Origin of the sequence: Streptomyces sp. NPDC052109 (genome assembly GCF_040680195.1) — a bacterium.
Taxonomy (GTDB): domain Bacteria; phylum Actinomycetota; class Actinomycetes; order Streptomycetales; family Streptomycetaceae; genus Streptomyces.
In genome coordinates this window covers 354,611-371,287 of sequence record NZ_JBFAWF010000003.1, presented here as the reverse complement: position 1 = coordinate 371,287, position 16,677 = coordinate 354,611, and the positions used below count along the sequence as shown (strand labels likewise).

The window sequence follows — 16,677 nt, the reverse complement described above, 5'->3', positions numbered from 1 at the left end:
CGTGCCTCAGAACCCCCCGAAGATCTTCCGCGGCCGGGTGGCCGACCAGATCGTGGAGGACCTGCGCGCACAGATCCTCAGCGGTGCCCTGCCCGACGGCTCGCGACTGCCCGCCGAACGGGAACTGGCCGCGTACTACGACGTCAGTGGCCCCACCGTGCGCGAGGCGGTCCGCGTGCTGACCGCCATGGGTCTGGTCAACGCCCGCAACGGCAGTCGGGCAACCGTCACCGCACAGGGCGACACCCTGCTCGCCGTATCCATCGCCTCCCTCGTCCAGGTCGAGAAGGTGGGCGCCCGCGAGGTCCTCGGCCTGCTCGGCGCCCTCAACGCCTACGCCGCCGAACTCGCCGCCGAACACGCAGCGGACGAGGAGGTCGGCCGGTTGCGCGAAGCGGCCCAGGCGATTCCCGCCGCCGAGGGCGTGGAGCGGACCGCCGCTGCGCTGCGCGAGTTCTTCGCCGTGCTCTCGGAGATCTCGCACAACCCTCTGCTCGCCGCCCTGTGCCGGTTCATCACCGAGATGCAGCTCGGACTCGCCGTGAAGCTCTCCGGCGGTGAGGGCGGCGGCTTCGGACGGGTGGCGGGCCCGCTGCACACGGAGCGGATGCGGATCGTGGCCGCGATCGCCTCGCGCGACCCCGGGCACGCGGCGTCCGTGGTCCGCGACTACCACCGCCAGGTCCTCGAACGGATCACCTCGACCCGCGAAGGCGAGGGTGACCGCGCCGCCCGCGACACCGGCCTGACCGAGGCCCTCACTGCCTGGTTGCGCACGAACGTGACCCTGGGCGGCCAGGTGACCGCCCCGCGGAGCACGCTCTCGTGACCGGGTCGGAAGCGGCGGACGGACCTGCCACCGCCGGCTGTACGGTCCGGGACGCCGCCTTCGACGTACTGCGTCTGCACGGCCTGACGACCATCTTCTCCAACCCCGGCTCGACCGAGGTCTCCCTGCTCACCGATCTGCCCGAGGACTTGGAGTTCGTCCTGGCCCTGCACGAGGGCTCGGTGGTCGGCACCGCCACCGGCTGGGCGCTCACCCGCGGGCGACCCGCGCTGGTGGTGCTGCACACCACCGCCGGACTCGGCAACGCGGTGGGCGCGCTGGCCACCGCCCGTGTCAACCGGGCGCCGTTGGTCGTCCTCGTGGGGCAGCAGGACCGTCGGCACCTGGCCCAACAGCCCTTCCTCGCGGGGCGGTTGGAAGGGCTGGCCGGGGACTACCCGGTGCGAGTGGAGTCGCCGGTGCGCGCCCAGGACGTGCCCGGGGCGATCGGGCGGGCCGTCCATGCCGCCCGAGAGGCACGGGGCCCGGCGCTGGTGATCGTGCCGATGGACGACTGGGCGCAGCCGGCCGAGGATCTGCCGATTCCGACGCCGGCGGCGGTGCGGCGATCGGCGGCCGCGAACCCACGGGACGTCGCCGAGGTGGCCGAGCTGCTGGCCGAGGCGGCCTCACCGGTCCTGGTCGTGGGTTCGGGCGCCGACGGCGCGGACACCTGGGCCGCCCTCACCGTGCTGGCCGAGCGGCTCGACTGCCCCGTATGGCAGGAGCCCTTCGGCGCCCGCGCCGGCTTCCCGCAGGACCATCGGCTGTTCGGCGGCCACCTGCCCGCCGACCGCCCTCGGTTGCGCACCACGCTGGATCCCCATGACCTGGTGCTGTGCGTGGGCGCCCCCTTCCTGCGCCAGTACCCCTACGCCCCAGGGAAGTTGACGGACGCCCGGGTCGTCGTCGTCACCGACGACCCGGCCGAAGCCCATCACTCCCCCGCCGAACTGGCCCTCGTCGCCCCGCTGTCCGACTTCTGCGACCGGCTCGCCCGCCGCATCCCGCCCCGGACGCCGGCGGCTTCCCGGACGCTACGACGGCCGCCACGTCCCGAACCGCCGCAGCCAGGCGAGCCGTTGAGCCCGGCGCAGGTGCTGGCGACGCTCGCCGAATGGCTGCCGGCGGAGACGGTCGTGGTCGAGGAGGCGCCCTCCGCACGCCCTGATCTGCACGCCCTGCTCCCCGCCCGGGCCCCGCTCGGCTTCCTCAGCGCCGCCATGGGCGGCCTGGGCTTCGCCCTGCCCGCCGCCGTGGGCGTACGCATGGCGCAACCTCACCGCCCGGTGGTCGCGGTCGTCGGCGACGGCTCCTCGCTCTACCAGATCCAGGCCCTGTGGACCGCCGCTCACTACGGGGTCGGTGCCGTCTTCGTCGTCCTCGCCAACGGCCGCTACGCCGTCATGGACAAACTCGCCGCACAGCACGGCGGCAAGCCCCCCTGGCCGGCGTTCGAGGAGGTCAGCGTCGCCGGACTGGCCGAATCGCTCGGCTGCCCCACGCGCCGGATCACCGACTACGCCGATCTGTGCGCGGCCCTCGACGCCCTCTGCCCTGACCTGGCGTCCCGTACCAAGCCGCTGGTCCTCGAAGTCTCCGTCACGGCGGCGGGTGAGTTCCGCCCCTGACCAGCCACCAGCCGTAGCTCCGCCCGCTGTTCCCGACCCGCCCCCTGGGAGGCCGTCATGTCCCTGCTCGATCCCTCTCTCTGGTCCGGCAAGGCCCACATAGGCGGCTGGACGGTCCCGACGGGCGGTAGCGCCCAGGTGATCGAACCCGCCACCGGCGAGACGCTGGACACCATCGGCGTCGCCACCCCCGACGATGTGGCCGTCGCCGCCGAACGCGCGGCCCGCGCCCAACGGGCCTGGGCCCGCTCGCCGTACACCGAGCGCGCCGCCGTACTGCGCCGCGCGGGTGACCTGTTCACCCGGCACGCCGAGGAGATCCAGCGGTGGCTCGTCCGCGAGGCCGGCAGCATCCCCGGCAAGGCCGCCTTCGAGATGACGACCGCCGCGCAGGAGTGCTACGAGGCCGCCGCGCTCGTCTCCCGCCCCGTGGGCGAGGTGCTGCCCTCCGCCGAACCCCGGTTGAGCCTGGCGCGCCGCGTGCCCGCCGGGGTGGTCGGCGTCATCGCCCCGTTCAACGTGCCGCTCGTCCTGGGCATCCGTTCTGTGGCCCCTGCCCTGGCCCTCGGCAACGCGGTGCTCCTCAAGCCCGACCTGCGTACGGCCGTCTCCGGCGGGGTGGCGATCATGCGGGTCTTCGAGGAGGCCGGGCTGCCCGACGACGTCCTGCACCTCCTGCCGGGCACCGCCGACACCGGGGCCGCGCTGGTGGCGGCCCCGCAGGTGCGGGTGATCTCCTTCACCGGCTCCACCGCCGCCGGCCGTAAGGTCGGTGCCGCTGCCGCCGAGCACCTCAAGCGCGCCCACCTGGAACTCGGTGGTAACTCCGCCCTGATCGTCCTGCCGGACGCCGACCTCGACCGCGCCGCCTCGACCGCCGCCTGGGGCTCCTTCTTCCACCAGGGCCAGGTGTGCATGACCACGGGGCGCCACCTGGTCCACGTCTCGATCGCCGACGAGTACGTCGCACGACTCGCGCACAAGGCCGAGCACCTGCCCGTCGGCAACCCGGCCAAGGAGGAGGTCGCGCTCGGTCCGATCATCGACGCCGGTCAGCGGGACAGGATCCACGGCCTGGTGACGGCCAGTGTCGAAGGCGGCGCCCGGCTGGCGGCCGGCGGCACGTATGAGGACCTCTTCTACCGGCCCACCGTACTCACCGGCGTGACCGACGCCTCGCCCGCCTATGCGCAGGAGGTCTTCGGTCCCGTGGCCCCGGTCCGCGCCTTCTCCGACTTCGACGAGGCGGTCGCCCTTGCGACCGCCACCCCTTACGGGCTGTCCCTGGGCATTCTCACCGCCGACGTGATGCGCGGCCTCGACCTCGCCGAGCGCATCCCCACCGGACTGGTGCACATCAACGACCAGACCGTCAACGACGAGGCCGTGGCCCCCTTCGGGGGCATCGCCGCTTCCGGCACCGGCGCACGCTTCGGCGGCGCGTCGAACATCGAGGCCTTCACCGAGACCCGCTGGATCACCGCCCGCGCGAGCCAGCCCGCCTACCCCTGCTGACCTGTCCGCAGGGAGCGGCCACGAGCACGCCCTCGATCACTCGCTGGTACAGCGCGATCGCGGACGGCGCGAAGGCGCTGGGGAGGGCCCTCCCGGTGCCGATCAGCAGCGCGTCCCTGTCGGAGAGCGCGGCGGAGAACGTGGTGCCGGCGATCTTCTGCGGCGACCCGCGCGCCGCCGCGCGGGCCTCGGCGGGCGGCCCGGCGACCCACGGCAGGTGCGCGATCAGGTCGAGGTGGCGCAGGGTCCGCCCGGCCACGTACGGCGACAGGCGGTCGCCGACGGTCAGTCGTCCAAGTGGAACTCCAGCCCCCGCGGTTCGCCGCAGGCGGCGGCCGGCCGAGGGATCAGCGCATCGAGCGGATCCTCGCCGGTCGGGAGGGCCACGAGCTTCCAGTAGGCGACCGCGTCCACGGCCGGTTCGGTGCCGGCGGGTGCGACCAGGGTGATCAGGACGTCCTGCGCGTCGATGATCAGACGGCACACCAGGTCCCGTACCAGCCGGCCGCCGGCCGCTCGAAGGCCTCGCGTCCGTAAGCACCGCGACCGCCGTGCGTCATGCCGTTGCATCCGGCTCCCCCCGGCGGCTCATCGCGCGGACGTGCGACAGCCAGTGGGAGCCGGCCGGGACGCGTGCCTCCGCCGAGAAGAACGCCCGCTCCTCGCCGTCGTCGCGCACCGGCAGATGCTTGGCGGCCATGAGGCCGACCTCCACGTGTACGAGGACGGTCTCCGAAGGAACCAGCGTCGAACGCTCCGGTCAGACGGGAGGAGTGGCCGACGCTGGGGTACGGCGTGGCGGGCCCTTCACGCGTTCCCCCGCCGGCCGCGCCCTCCGGCCTCACCAAGTCCGCATGACGCGTGCCTCACCAAGGGCCGGTCGGCCACCAGCCCAGCCATCAGGGCATCCGTCGTCCTACAGCGGCGGGCAGCTCAGCCCGCGATTCGGACATTCAGCCCGAAAACCACCAGAACCATGCGATGCCGGTTCACCAGGGCGGTCGCGAGGCTGAGGGCGTCGGTCAGGCCGATCAGCAAGAAACGGAGCACCACCATGGCAGGAGCAATCACACGCGAGGAAGCGACCGCATACGCGGGCCCTCTCCCGCAGTACGGGGAGGCGGCGCGGAAGTACGTCACCGAGTTCATCGGCGCGTTCTTCCTGACGTTCGCGGTCGCGATGGCCGCATTGAGCGGCAGCGCATTCGTGCCGCTGGCGGCGGGCGCCACCCTGATGGTCATGGTCTACGCCGGCGGGCACATCTCCGGCGGCCACTACAACCCGGCGGTGACGCTGGCGGCACTGGTCCGCCGCCGGATCGGAGTCCGGGACGCGGCCGCGTACGTGGTCGCGCAGCTGGTCGCCGGCATCGTCGCCGGGATCATCGGCCGCGTCGTGGTCAACCCCGGGACGGTCAGGACCCTGACGCTGTCCGGGCACACCGAGGCGGCCACGGCGGTGGTCGAGCTGCTGGTCACCTTCGCTCTGTGCTACGTCGTGCTGAACGTGGCCACCAGCAAGGACCAGCCCGGCAACGGGTTCTACGGGCTCGCGATCGGTTTCACCGTCGCGGCCGGCGCGGTCGCCGTCGGCGGCATCTCCGGCGGCGTGTTCAACCCTGCCGTCGCGCTCGGCGGCGCCACCGCAGGGTTGTTCGGCTGGTCGACGATCTGGGTCTACCTCGTCGTCCAGCTGGCCGCCGGCATCGCGGCGGGGCTGGCGTTCCTGGCGCTCAACCCCGGCGACAAGTGACCGAGCACGGGCCCTCACCGGCCCTGTACACCCCGGAGCGGCCGGCCCCCGGGTCGGTCGCCCCCCCGCTTTCCACCACCCCGCATTCCACCACCTCCACAGAGGAGAAACGACCCATGACCAGCAACCAGCCCAAGCCGACGACCAACGATGCCGGCATCCCGGTGGCCAGCGACGACCATTCGCTGACCGTCGGCCCCGACGGCCCGATCCTGCTGCAGGACCACTACCTGATCGAGCAGATGGCCAACTTCAACCGGGAGCGGATCCCCGAGCGTCAGCCGCACGCCAAGGGGGCGGGCGCGTTCGGACACTTCGAGGTCACGAACGACGTCAGCGCCTGCACCAAGGCCGCGGTGTTCCAGCCGGGCACCCGCACCGACACGCTCATCCGGTTCTCCACCGTGGCCGGGGAACAGGGCAGCCCGGACACCTGGCGGGACCCGCGCGGGTTCTCGCTGAAGATGTACACCTCCGAGGGAAATCTCGACCTCGTGGGCAACAACACCCCGGTGTTCTTCATCCGCGACCCGCTGAAGTTCCAGCATTTCATCCGGTCCCAGAAGCGCCGCGCCGACAGCGGGCTGCGGGACAACGACATGCAGTGGGACTTCTGGACCCTGTCCCCGGAGTCGGCGCACATGGTGACCTGGCTGATGGGTGACCGGGGCATCCCGCGGACCTGGCGGCACATGAACGGGTACTCCAGCCACACCTACTCCTGGCTCAACGCCGACGGTGAGCTGTTCTGGGTCAAGTACCACTTCATCACCGACCAGGGCATCGAGTTCCTCACCCAGGCCGAGGCGGACGACCTGGCCGGCAAGGACGGCGACTACCACCGGCGTGACCTGTTCGAGGCGATCAGGCGCGGGGAGTACCCGAGCTGGACGCTGAAGGTGCAGATCATGCCGTTCGAGGACGCCAAGACCTACCGGTTCAACCCGTTCGACCTGACCAAGGTGTGGCCGCACGGCGACTACCCGCTGCACGAGGTGGGCCGGCTGACGCTGGACCGCAACGTGAGCGACTTCCACACCGAGATGGAGCAGGCCGCGTTCGAGCCGAACAACCAGGTGCCCGGCACCGGGCTGTCGCCGGACAAGATGCTGCTGGCCCGCGGGTTCTCCTACGCCGACGCGCACCGCGCCCGGCTCGGGGTCAACTACAAGCAGATCCCGGTGAACTCGGCGAAGGTCGAGGTGCACTCGTACTCCAAGGACGGCGTGATGCGTGTCCGCAACGTCTCCGACCCGGTGTACGCGCCCAACTCCTACGGCGGCCCGCAGGCCGACCCGGTCGCGGCCGCGGAGGTGCACTGGTCCGCCGACGGCGACATGGTCCGGTCCGCCTACACGCTGCGCCGTGAAGACGACGACTGGGGGCAGGCCCGCACCATGGTCCGCGAGGTCCTGGACGACGCCGAGCGCGACCGGCTGGTGTCCAACATCGCCGGCCACCTGCTGGGCGGCGTGTCCGAGCCGGTGCTCGAGCGCGCCTTCCAGTACTGGAGGAACGTGGACCAGACCCTCGGCGAGAGGGTCGAGAAGGCAGTCCGCAGCGGGCAGCAGTCCTGACCGGCGACACGAACCACCCATGGGCCTGGCGTCGACAGGCACCGGCCCATGGCCCCTCAACAGCCCAGAATCTGGGCGGAACGCTGACGCCATGAACGATCCGACGACATCCGCGTGCTACGAGATCCGTGTGTGTGGGCACCTGAGCCGGACTTTCCTCAGCGCGTTTCCCGGCCTGCGTGCCGAGTCCCGGGGAGCCGAAACCCTGCTCACCGGGACGCTGCCCGATCGTGCCGCGCTGCATGGCGTGCTGGGCCAGATCGAGGCGCTCGGCCTGGAGCTGATCGAGCTCCGTCGCTGCGGCGGCCAGCCCGCCGGCAGCCGGGCCGGCGGCGAGCGACCCGGCTCACGAACCTCGTGAAGAGGGTGCGAGCAGGCCCAGGGCCCGAGCTCGCTCCACGGCTTGACTACGGGTGTGTGTGCCGAGTTTCCCGTAAAGGTGCCGCATGTGTGTCCGCACGGTGTTCACCGACAGGGACAGCTCGTCGGCGATCTCCGGGGCCGGCAGGTTCGTCGGCAGGTAGCGCAGGACGCGGATCTCACTGTGGGTCAACGGCTCGCACAGACGCGCCGGTGCGTCGACCGCCGGCGCTTCCCGCTTCCCGGCCAGGAGGTCGAGGATCTCGGAGATCATGGCGGCATGAGCGGTGCCGCGCCGGGCGTGGCGCTCCAGCACGCCCGGCGCGGGGTGGAGGAGGAACGGCAGCACCGTGGCGTCGGGCTCGGCGAGATCGAGCGCATGTTCCAGGGCATGCCCGGTGGCGGCCTGGTCACCGAGCGCGTCGCGTGCGATCGCCTCGAGCAGGAAGGCTTGCACCAGCCAGCCACGGGGTTCCATGAGAGGGGCGGAGCCGTCGAGGATGGGCGCCAGCGCGGCGGTCGCCGCCTGCGGATCGTCCTGGGCGAGCCGCAGCGCCGCCAGCGCGGCCCGGGTTTCCCCCCTCTCGCGCTCGGCCGGATCCATCTCGGCCAGCGCCTGTTCGACACGCTGTGCTTCACCGAGCCGCACCCATGTGTGCAGCTGGAACGCCCGTGCCTTCGTGGCGAGCGGATGACGGGCGGCGACCAGACCGCTCACGTGCTCGGCCGAGCGGAGACCGGCCAGCGCGTCCTCGTCCCGGCCACGGGCTAGCTCCAGCAGCCCGCGGCCGTAGTACAGGATCAGGCCCGTCACCGGATCGGCCTCCTGGCGCACCGCCCGCTCGGCTCGCTCCAGCCACGGCTCCGCCTCGTCGAGCCGTCCCCGCCAGAGCATGTGCAGGCCGAGCGCCACATGAGCGGCCGTGACGATCCGCTCGTCGGTCCAGCCGTGCCGGCGGGCCAGCTCCATGGCCTGCCGCCCGCGCTCGGCGGCCACGGCGACCTCCCTGCCGAGCGCCACGACCGCCCAGTGCGCCAGCCCCAGGATCTCCAGATACGGCCGCCCGATCCGGTGGGCCAGCGCGACACCCCGTTCGAGGTGCCGGTCGGCGTCTTCGTGCCGCTGGGACCAGGTCTCGGCGATGCCCAGGCTGATCAGCGCCAGGGCGCGCAGCTCGGCCCCGCGTTCGAGCTCCGCCGCGTCAAGGGCGTCACCAGAGGCAAGCAGCCGCTGCGCTTCCTCGACCACGGCCGGCAGGTCGCCGCGCTGGCGGGCCAGCAGGAGCCGCAGCACGGTGACCATCAGCTCGACATGCTCCCGCCGCTCCGCGGGCACCGGCGCCGAGCCTCGGGTGGCCAGGACCAGCCGGCGCTCCGCCTCCGCCAGCGAGCCGTGTTCGGCTTCGTCGAGCGCGGCCAGCGCCGTGAGCTCCCCGTCGGCCGAGATCATCTCGGCGGTGAACCCGGCCAGCAGCGCGTGGGCCGTGGCGGCCTGTCCGTCCAGGCCGAGACCGATCCAGTGGTCCGACAGCAGGCGGCCCGCCGCACCCCAGTCCCCCGCCGCCCGGGCGTGCCGGATCGCCTCCACAGGACACCCGTGGTCCGCGTACCAGCCGGCCGCGGCGCGATGTACCGAGGGCACCTCGTCCGGAGCGCTGCGCCGCAGTTCCAGCTGGAGCAGGTCCGCGAACATCGTGTGGTAGCGGAACCAGGACCGCCGCGCGTCCAGCGAGATGACGAACGCCCCGGCCTCCTCCAGGTCCTGCAAGGCCCGTTCCGCGCCGGAACCGCCCGTCAGGAGGTCGGCGAGCTCGCCATTGACCCGTTCCAGCACGCTGGTCCGCAGCAGCAGTCGCCGGACCTCCGCGCTCTGCCGCTCCATCACCTCGGCCAGCAGGTAATCGGCCACCGTCCGCTCGCTGCCGGCGAACCCGGCCGCGAATCCCTCCGGGTCCGGATGCCCGGCCAGTGACAGAGCGGCCAGCCGAAGCCCCGCGGCCCATCCCTCGGTCCGCTCGTACAGCCGCGCGAGGGTGGCCCCGGACAGCTCCACCCCGGCACCGTGGAACAGCGCTTCCGCCTCGTCCAGGCTGAACCGCAGACCGTCCGCGCGGATCTCGGTGAGGCCCGCCTCCAGCCGCAGCCGGTGCAGGCCCAGGCGCAGATCCCGCCGGGTGGCGAGCACGAACCGCAGCTCCGGCGGCGCGCGCATCAGCAGCAGTTCCAGCTGGCGTTGCGCCTCCGTCGAGCGCAGCTCGTGCAGGTCGTCGATGATCAGCCAGACCGGGTCCTCCAGCGGTGCCAGGTCCTTGAGCAGCCGCTCCACGATGGCCCACCCGTCCAGGTCCGGCGCCTCCGTCAACGGCCGCACCAGGCCGGACCCGGCGTCCGTGGCCCGCAGGGCGTCGCAGACGCTGATCCAGAACCGCTGCGGGTCGCGCTCCTCACGCTGCACCGAGACACTCGCGGCACGTTCCGCCAGACCTGTCTCGCGGACCCAGGACCGCAACAGGAAGGTCTTCCCGCTGCCGGCCGGCGCCGACACCGTGGTGACGCGTGCCGCCCCGGCAAGCCGCGCGTACAGCGCGGGGCGGGAGACGATCCGACCCCGGACAGCAGGTGCCGTCCGGGCATCGGCGCCCTGGGATCGGCCTGCAGTTCTCATGGCGGTCACAGTGAAGTGGGCAGGGGCACGGTGCGCACTTCCGACCATCGCACAGGTCAGTGGTGAATTCCCTCCGGCGGGTGCCTCACCACCGGAGGGCCGGCGTGTCGCAGAGCCCGGAAGCGGTCACTTCCATGAGATCGCGCGCCCCGGCGCGGAGCAGCTCCGCGGCCACTTCACGGCCGAGTCGCAGGGCTTCGGTGAGGCAGGCCGCGGAGTCGCGCGGGGCGGCACCGTGCGCGCGCAGCACCCGCCGTCCGTCGGCGCCGAAGACGGCGGCCCGCATCCGGAGCGGCCGCGTGCCCGCCGCGTAGGCGCCGACCGGGGCAGTGCACCCGGTCCCGAGCGCCTGGAGCAGGCTGCGCTCGGCGGTCACCGCGGCCAGGTCGGCCGGACAGGTCAGGGCGCCGAGCAGCAGCGCGAGCTCGAGCTCGTCGGCACGGCATTCCACGGCGAGGGCTCCCTGGCCGGGGGCCGGGAGCATCTCGTCCGGCTCGAAGACCTGGGTCACGGCGTCGGCCCGGCCGATCCTGTCCAGCCCGGCACGGGCCAGCACCACCGCGTCGAGCTCGCCGGAGTTCACCTTGCCCAGCCGGGTGCCCGCGTTGCCGCGGATCGGCACGCATCGCAGGTCGCCGCGCAGGCGCAGCACCTGCGCGGCCCGCCGCGGCGAGCCGGTGCCGATCGTGGCGCCGGGCGGCAGGTCGGCGAGCTTGGCGCCGTCCCGCGCGACCAGCGCGTCCCGAGGGTCCTCGCGGGGCGGCACCGCCGCCAGTGCGATGCCCGCCGCCGGCCCGGTCGGCAGGTCCTTCAGCGAATGCACGGCCACGTCGACCTCGTCACCGGGCAGCGCCTCGCGCAGCGCGCCGACGAACACTCCGTTGCCGCCGATCCGATCCAGCTGCGCTGGGCTGACGTCGCCCGGCGTCGTCACCCCGACGGCGTCCACCGGTCGGCCGGTCCGCGCGGTGATCACGCCGGCCACCCGCCCGGACCGAGCCATGGCCATCGGGCTCCTGCGGCTACCGAGCCGCAGCGTCGGTGCGTTCACGGGAGCTCCTCCTGCCCCGGCGTGGGTACCCGGGTGACCGCCTGGACCGCGCGCGGCTCGAGATCGAACAGGACGCGCAGCGCCGCCGCGTAATCCTCACCCTTCGGTGATCCCGCGTGTTCCTTCACCCGGACGGTCGGCTCGTGCAGGAGCTTGTCCACCACTCGCCGCATCGCCTGGGCCATCTCGTCCAGGGAGAGGCCGCTCGCCGCCTCGGGAGTCAGCCGGCCGGCCAGTCTGGCCAGTTCGGCGTCGACCACTCCGGCCGCCTTGGCGCGCAGCGCGACCACGATGGGAGCGACCCGGGCGGCGTCGACCGCCGACCGGTAGGCGGCCAGTTCGGTCTCCAGAATCGCCCGCACCGCTGCGACGTCGTCGGCACCGGCACTGGTCCGGTGCTCGCTGAGCGCGTCCATGCCGATCACCGTCACGCCCGGCAGGTCGGCCACGGCGGGCTCCACGTCGCGGGGCATCGCCAGGTCCAGGAGCACCAGGCCGCCGCGCCGCCGGGCGGGGACCATGTCGGCGGTGATCACGCACCCGGCCGCACCGGTGCAGCAGATCACGACGTCCGCCTCCGCCATGGCGGCGGGCAGGTCCTCCAGGCCGACGACGCGGGTCACCGCCGCGCCCGGCCGGGCGGCCAGCCGCTCCGCCTTCCGGCGTGTCCGGTTGGCCACCACGATCGCGGCCGCCCCGCTCCTGGCCGCGGTCGCCACCGCCAGCGCGCTCATCGACCCGGCCCCGACCACCAGCACATCCCGGCCCGCCAGACCCTGCTCGCCCAGGCGCGGCGCGGCCAGCTCCACCGCCAGGCCCAGCAGGCCGGCCCCGGCTCGGCCGATCCCGGTCTCGGCCCGGGTTCGCTTGCCCGCGCGCAGCGCGGCCCGGCCCAGGTCGCCCAGGCCCCGTCCGATGGTGCCCTGCCGGGCGGCCAGCTTGATCGCCTCGCGCACCTGGCCGACCACCTGCTCCTCGCCCACCACCACCGAATCCAGCCCGCAGGCCACGGCCAGCAGGTGGCTGACGGCGCGATCCTCGTAGTGCACGTACATGTGGGGGGTCAGGTCGTCGAGCGGGACCCCGGAGTGCCGCGCGAGCAGCTCGCAGATCACTGTCACGCCGGCGTGAAACCGGTCGACGTCGGCGTACACCTCGATCCGGTTGCACGTCGAGACCACGAACACCTCGGCCACGGTCTCGGCCTGCGCCACGTCATGCAGCAGCTTGCCGAGCGTGTCCCCGGTGACCGAGGCCCGTTCCAGGACGGCCATCGACGCGCTCTTGTGGCTCAGGCCGACTGCCAATACGCTCACCGCTCCTCCTCGTGTTCGCCAGCCGCACCCCAGCCTCCGGCGCGGCTTGGTGAACGCACATCGCCCGATCCTGGTGATGTGGCCTTTTCGCCGCGGCGGAGGAGGCAGCGCGGCGCCTACGGGATTTCGGTGTCAGGCTGGACTTGATCCGCCGGCACGGACGTCGAGGATCAGGGGCTTCGGTCCACGCGTCCCCGAAACGCGAGACCCTCCAGGGCGCCCGCGACCACGGCGCCACCGGCACCTGCAGAAGGACGGCATCGGCCTGGCCGGCCCGCTGCAACACCCGCCGCCGGAACTCTCCGCGGCGAGTTCGGGGTCGGCGTCTCGAACGTCCGGCTCGGCCGCCTGGCCGACGACAGCCCCTTCTGCATGAGCGCGGACCAGTCTCCCCGGAAACCCCTGAGGGCGTACGGTCCCTGATCCGCTCCCGACTGCTCCGCTGCACACAGCCGCAGTGGTCGACCACCACGGCAACGCCACGCCCGACGGCACGGGCAGTGCCAAAGCCCCGGACCACAAGGACATCCCGGGCACGCCGTTCCTCGCAGGCGGCGCGCCGGTGGCCGCCAAGGGTGCCCCGGTCGCAGGCATCCGTGTCGCGGGTGCCCGGTCCGGCGATCTGGACGAGAAGGACGCCCGGGCCGGCGCGGCGGTGCTCGGCCGCCGAGACATTCATGGTGCGATTCCGCGCCTCACCACCGAAGTCGTACCCGGCCCCGGAGGCGCGGTCCCCGCGGCCGGCGCGCCGAGGCGTACTCGCGGCCGGCCGCCCGCTCGTGCCGGTCAGGAAGGCTTCGCCGCCGAGACCGCGGTCGCGGTCACGGTGTTGTCGCACTCGGCGAACTCACCGTCCGAAAGCGCGACCTGGTGCGCCCCCGCGCCGGGCAGTCCGACCACGAGCGTCGGGTAGACGGCGGGCTTCGCGCCGGACGCGCAGTAGCCGTCGCCCTCGCCCTGGACCTGCACGAAGGTCAGCTTCACCCATGCCTTGCCGCCCGGCGACAGGCGCACGGGCGACGCGAGGCCGGTGGGGGTCACCTTGAGCGGGCTGTTGTGCTCGGGGGAACCGTTGCCGGCCCCGGCCACCGTCGGGTGTCCGCGCAGGACGCACGCGTGCCCGGAGACGTTGGTGAACTCGACGACCGCCGCGCCCGTACCGGTGCCGTCCGGACGGTGGGCCGCCTGGCGGGCCGTCGCCTCCACGGCCGACGCCGAACAGGCCGGCGCCGTGCGGGCCGAGGTGTCGGACGCGGGAGAGACCGGGGCACCCGAGGCGGTCGGCGCGCCCCGGCCGGCTGATCCGGAGGCCGGCGCGCCCGTGGGCGCGGGGCTCGCGGAAGCGGGGGCGGCGCTGGAAGGGGCCGCGGAGGTCGGGGCCGGGGAGGACGTCTTCCCCGCGCCGTCGACCTCGTCCGGCCCGCAGGCCGTCAGTGACAGCACGGCGGCGATCACGGCCGTCGCCGAAGCGGCGAGGCGGATGGCGGTGCGGTGGTGCATGAGGTCCCCCGATGTTCGGTGTGCGTGGTTCGACCGGCTTTCGTGCCGGTGCTCACCGAGGGAGACAGAAGGACCCGATCCCGGGTTTCCGCTGTGGATCGTCTGTGACCGTTGTGGATCTCCTGTGACCGTTCAGTGACCGAAGAGCCGGATCCCCGCTCACACGACGAGGGCGCCCGGCCCGACCAGTGCGGTCGGCCCGAACGCCCTCGAAGCCGTGCTCGGAGCAGTGGTCAGACCAGGTCGAACCGGTCCGCGTTCATGACCTTGTCCCAGGCGGCGACGAAGTCCTTGACGAACTTCTCCTTCGCGTCGTCGCCGGCGTAGACCTCGGCGAGGGCGCGCAGCTCGGAGTTGGAGCCGAAGACGAGGTCGGCGCGGCTGCCGGCCCACTTCAGCTCGCCGGTGACGGCGTCACGGCCCTCGAACGTGGTCTGGTCCTCGGAGGTCGACTTCCACGTCGTGCCCATGTCGAGCAGGTTGACGAAGAAGTCGTTGGTGAGGACGCCGGGCGTCTTGGTGAGGACGCCGAGCTGCGACTGCTGGTGGTTGGCGCCGAGGACGCGCAGACCACCGACGAGCACGGTCATCTCCGGGGCGCTCAGGTTCAGCAGGTTCGCCCGGTCGACCAGCAGGTACTCGGCGGGCAGGCGGTTGCCCTTGCCGAGGTAGTTGCGGAAGCCGTCCGCGGTCGGCTCCAGTGCCTCGAAGGACTCGGCGTCGGTGTGCTCCTCGGTGGCGTCCACACGGCCCGCGGTGAAGGGCACCCGCACCTCGAAGCCGCCCTCCTTGGCGGCCTTCTCGACCGCGGCGACACCGCCGAGGACGATGAGGTCGGCCAGGGACACCTTCTTGGCGCCGGCGGAGGCGTTGAACTCCTGCTGGACGCCCTCGAGGGTGCGCAGCACCTGGGCCAGCTCGTCGGGCTCGTTGACCTCCCAGCCGCGCTGCGGCTGCAGGCGGATACGGGCGCCGTTGGCGCCGCCGCGCTTGTCGCTGCCACGGAAGGTGGAGGCGGACGCCCAGGCGGTGGTGACCAGCTGGGACACCGACAGACCGGAGTCGAGCAGCTTGGCCTTCAGGGCCGCGATGTCGGCGTCGTCGATCAGCTCGCCCTCGCGCTCCGGCAGCGGGTCCTGCCAGATCAGCGTCTCCGCCGGGACCTCAGGGCCGAGGTACAGCGACTTCGGACCCATGTCACGGTGGGTGAGCTTGTACCAGGCGCGGGCGAAGGCGTCGGCGAACTCCTGCGGGTTCTCGTGGAAGCGGCGGGAGATCGGCTCGTAGATCGGGTCGAAGCGCAGCGACAGGTCGGTGGTGAGCATCGTCGGCAGACGCTTCTGCGACGGGTCCTGCGGGTCGGGGATCGTCGCCTCGGCGTCCTTGGCCACCCACTGCTTGGCGCCGGCCGGGGACTCGGTCAGCTCCCACTCGTAGCGGAACAGGTTGTCGAAGAAGCCGTTGCCCCACTGGGTCGGGGTGGCGGTCCAGGTCACCTCGAGACCGGAGCCGATGGCGTCCCGGCCCTTGCCGGTGCCGTAGGTGCTCCTCCAGCCGAGGCCCTGCTCCTCGAGACCGGCGGCCTCGGGGTCGACACCGACCGCGTCGGCGGGGCCGGCGCCGTGGGTCTTGCCGAAGGTGTGGCCGCCGGCGATCAGGGCGACGGTCTCCTCGTCGTTCATCGCCATGCGGCGGAACGTCTCACGGATGTCGCGGGCCGCGGCCAGCGGGTCCGGGTTGCCGTTCGGGCCCTCGGGGTTGACGTAGATGAGGCCCATCTGGACGGCGCCGAGCGGGTTCTCGAGCTCGCGGTCGCCGGTGTAGCGCTTGTCGTCCAGCCAGGTGGTCTCGGGACCCCAGTAGACGTCCTCCTCCGCCTCCCAGACGTCCTCGCGGCCGCCGCCGAAGCCGAAGGTGTCGAAGCCCATGGACTCCAGCGCCACGTTGCCGGCGAGGACCATCAGGTCGGCCCAGGAGATCTTCTGGCCGTACTTCTTCTTCACCGGCCACAGCAGCCGGCGGGCCTTGTCCAGGTTGACGTTGTCCGGCCAGCTGTTCAGCGGGGCGAAGCGCTGCTGGCCGGCGCCCGCGCCGCCGCGGCCGTCGCTGATGCGGTAGGTACCGGCGCTGTGCCAGGCCATCCGGACGATCAGCGGGCCGTAGTGGCCGAAGTCGGCGGGCCACCAGTCCTGGGAGGTGGTGAGCACCTCGGCGATGTCCCGCTTCACGGCCGGAAGGTCGAGGCTCTGGAACGCCTCGGCGTAGTCGAACTCCTCACCGAGCGGGTTCGTCACGGGGGGATTCTTGGCAAGGATCCTCAGGTTGAGCCGCTCCGGCCACCACTGGCGGTTGCCACCGCCCTGGGTCGGGTGCAGAGCCCGGTCGTGGGCGACGGGGCAGCCGCCGCTCCCCTCCTCCGACTTCGCGTCTGTGACGATCGCATCGTGGTTCTCGGTCATGGCAATCCTTCCGAACTGTGC

General features: G+C 72.7%; 13 protein-coding genes and 2 pseudogenes. 7 read left to right on the top strand and 8 right to left on the bottom strand.

Features of this window, described 5'->3' with window-relative positions:
• The first annotated feature begins 1 nt into the window (after nucleotide 1).
• The 3 genes from AB0L59_RS10350 to AB0L59_RS10340 are packed head-to-tail and all read left to right on the top strand — an operon-like array spanning nucleotide 2 to nucleotide 3,975.
• Complete coding sequence (locus tag AB0L59_RS10350; protein WP_365581437.1) at nucleotides 2-829, top strand: GntR family transcriptional regulator; 828 nt, start codon at nucleotides 2-4, stop codon at nucleotides 827-829.
• Nucleotides 826-2,460 carry a thiamine pyrophosphate-dependent enzyme gene (locus tag AB0L59_RS10345; protein ID WP_365581435.1) on the top strand — a complete coding sequence of 545 codons (1,635 nt, stop codon included), beginning with the start codon at nucleotides 826-828 and terminating at the stop codon, nucleotides 2,458-2,460. The genes AB0L59_RS10350 and AB0L59_RS10345 overlap by 4 nt, the downstream gene beginning before the upstream one ends.
• Before the next feature lie 57 nt (nucleotides 2,461-2,517).
• Nucleotides 2,518-3,975, top strand: coding sequence for a benzaldehyde dehydrogenase (locus tag AB0L59_RS10340; protein WP_365581433.1), 1,458 nt, complete (start codon nucleotides 2,518-2,520; stop codon nucleotides 3,973-3,975).
• Here AB0L59_RS10340 and AB0L59_RS10335 read toward each other — a convergent pair.
• The 3 genes and pseudogenes from AB0L59_RS10335 to AB0L59_RS10325 form a co-directional block, all read right to left on the bottom strand.
• Nucleotides 3,938-4,482: pseudogene (locus AB0L59_RS10335) on the bottom strand (hypothetical protein); the annotation flags it as partial. The gene AB0L59_RS10340 and the pseudogene AB0L59_RS10335 sit on opposite strands and share 38 nt — an antisense overlap.
• A gap of 49 nt (nucleotides 4,483-4,531) precedes the next feature.
• A complete protein-coding gene (locus tag AB0L59_RS10330; RefSeq protein ID WP_365581431.1) occupies nucleotides 4,532-4,675 on the bottom strand; it encodes a hypothetical protein in 144 nt (47 codons plus the stop codon).
• 233 nt (nucleotides 4,676-4,908) lie between these two features.
• On the bottom strand, nucleotides 4,909-5,031 hold the full coding sequence (locus AB0L59_RS10325; RefSeq protein WP_365581429.1) for a hypothetical protein: 123 nt from the start codon (nucleotides 5,029-5,031) through the stop codon (nucleotides 4,909-4,911).
• On the opposite strand from AB0L59_RS10325, the gene AB0L59_RS10320 reads away from it, so the two are divergent.
• The 3 genes from AB0L59_RS10320 to AB0L59_RS10310 all read left to right on the top strand — a co-directional run bounded on the left by AB0L59_RS10320 (nucleotide 5,030) and on the right by AB0L59_RS10310 (nucleotide 7,666).
• Nucleotides 5,030-5,728, top strand: coding sequence for an aquaporin (locus tag AB0L59_RS10320; RefSeq protein WP_365581428.1), 699 nt, complete (start codon nucleotides 5,030-5,032; stop codon nucleotides 5,726-5,728). The genes AB0L59_RS10325 and AB0L59_RS10320 overlap by 2 nt on opposite strands.
• A gap of 116 nt (nucleotides 5,729-5,844) precedes the next feature.
• On the top strand, nucleotides 5,845-7,305 hold the full coding sequence (locus AB0L59_RS10315) for a catalase (protein ID WP_365581427.1): 1,461 nt from the start codon (nucleotides 5,845-5,847) through the stop codon (nucleotides 7,303-7,305).
• 91 nt (nucleotides 7,306-7,396) lie between these two features.
• Nucleotides 7,397-7,666, top strand: a complete 270-nt coding sequence (locus tag AB0L59_RS10310) for a hypothetical protein (protein WP_365581425.1) — start codon at nucleotides 7,397-7,399, stop codon at nucleotides 7,664-7,666.
• On the opposite strand, the gene AB0L59_RS10305 is transcribed toward AB0L59_RS10310, so the two are convergent.
• The 3 genes from AB0L59_RS10305 to AB0L59_RS10295 form a co-directional block, all read right to left on the bottom strand.
• Nucleotides 7,652-10,330 (bottom strand): LuxR C-terminal-related transcriptional regulator, encoded by a 2,679-nt coding sequence (locus AB0L59_RS10305; protein ID WP_365581424.1) that lies wholly within the window; start codon nucleotides 10,328-10,330, stop codon nucleotides 7,652-7,654. The two genes, AB0L59_RS10310 and AB0L59_RS10305, sit on opposite strands and share 15 nt — an antisense overlap.
• A gap of 85 nt (nucleotides 10,331-10,415) precedes the next feature.
• Nucleotides 10,416-11,381: a hydroxymethylbilane synthase gene (gene hemC, locus AB0L59_RS10300; protein ID WP_365581422.1), complete on the bottom strand. Its 966-nt coding sequence runs from the start codon at nucleotides 11,379-11,381 to the stop codon at nucleotides 10,416-10,418.
• Nucleotides 11,378-12,697 (bottom strand): glutamyl-tRNA reductase, encoded by a 1,320-nt coding sequence (locus AB0L59_RS10295; protein WP_365581421.1) that lies wholly within the window; start codon nucleotides 12,695-12,697, stop codon nucleotides 11,378-11,380. Before AB0L59_RS10295 ends, hemC begins: the two co-directional genes overlap by 4 nt.
• A gap of 505 nt (nucleotides 12,698-13,202) precedes the next feature.
• Here AB0L59_RS10295 and AB0L59_RS10290 point away from each other — a divergent pair.
• Nucleotides 13,203-13,364: pseudogene (locus AB0L59_RS10290) on the top strand (heme-binding protein); the annotation flags it as partial.
• A gap of 119 nt (nucleotides 13,365-13,483) precedes the next feature.
• On the opposite strand, the gene AB0L59_RS10285 reads toward AB0L59_RS10290, so the two are convergent.
• Together AB0L59_RS10285 and katG are read right to left on the bottom strand one after the other, a co-directional pair.
• A complete protein-coding gene (locus tag AB0L59_RS10285; RefSeq protein WP_365581420.1) occupies nucleotides 13,484-14,197 on the bottom strand; it encodes a DUF4232 domain-containing protein in 714 nt (237 codons plus the stop codon).
• Nucleotides 14,198-14,430: 233 nt separating this feature from the next.
• Entirely contained in the window at nucleotides 14,431-16,656 is a 2,226-nt protein-coding gene (katG, locus tag AB0L59_RS10280; RefSeq protein WP_365581419.1) for a catalase/peroxidase HPI, read from the bottom strand.
• Nucleotides 16,657-16,677: the final 21 nt, after the last annotated feature.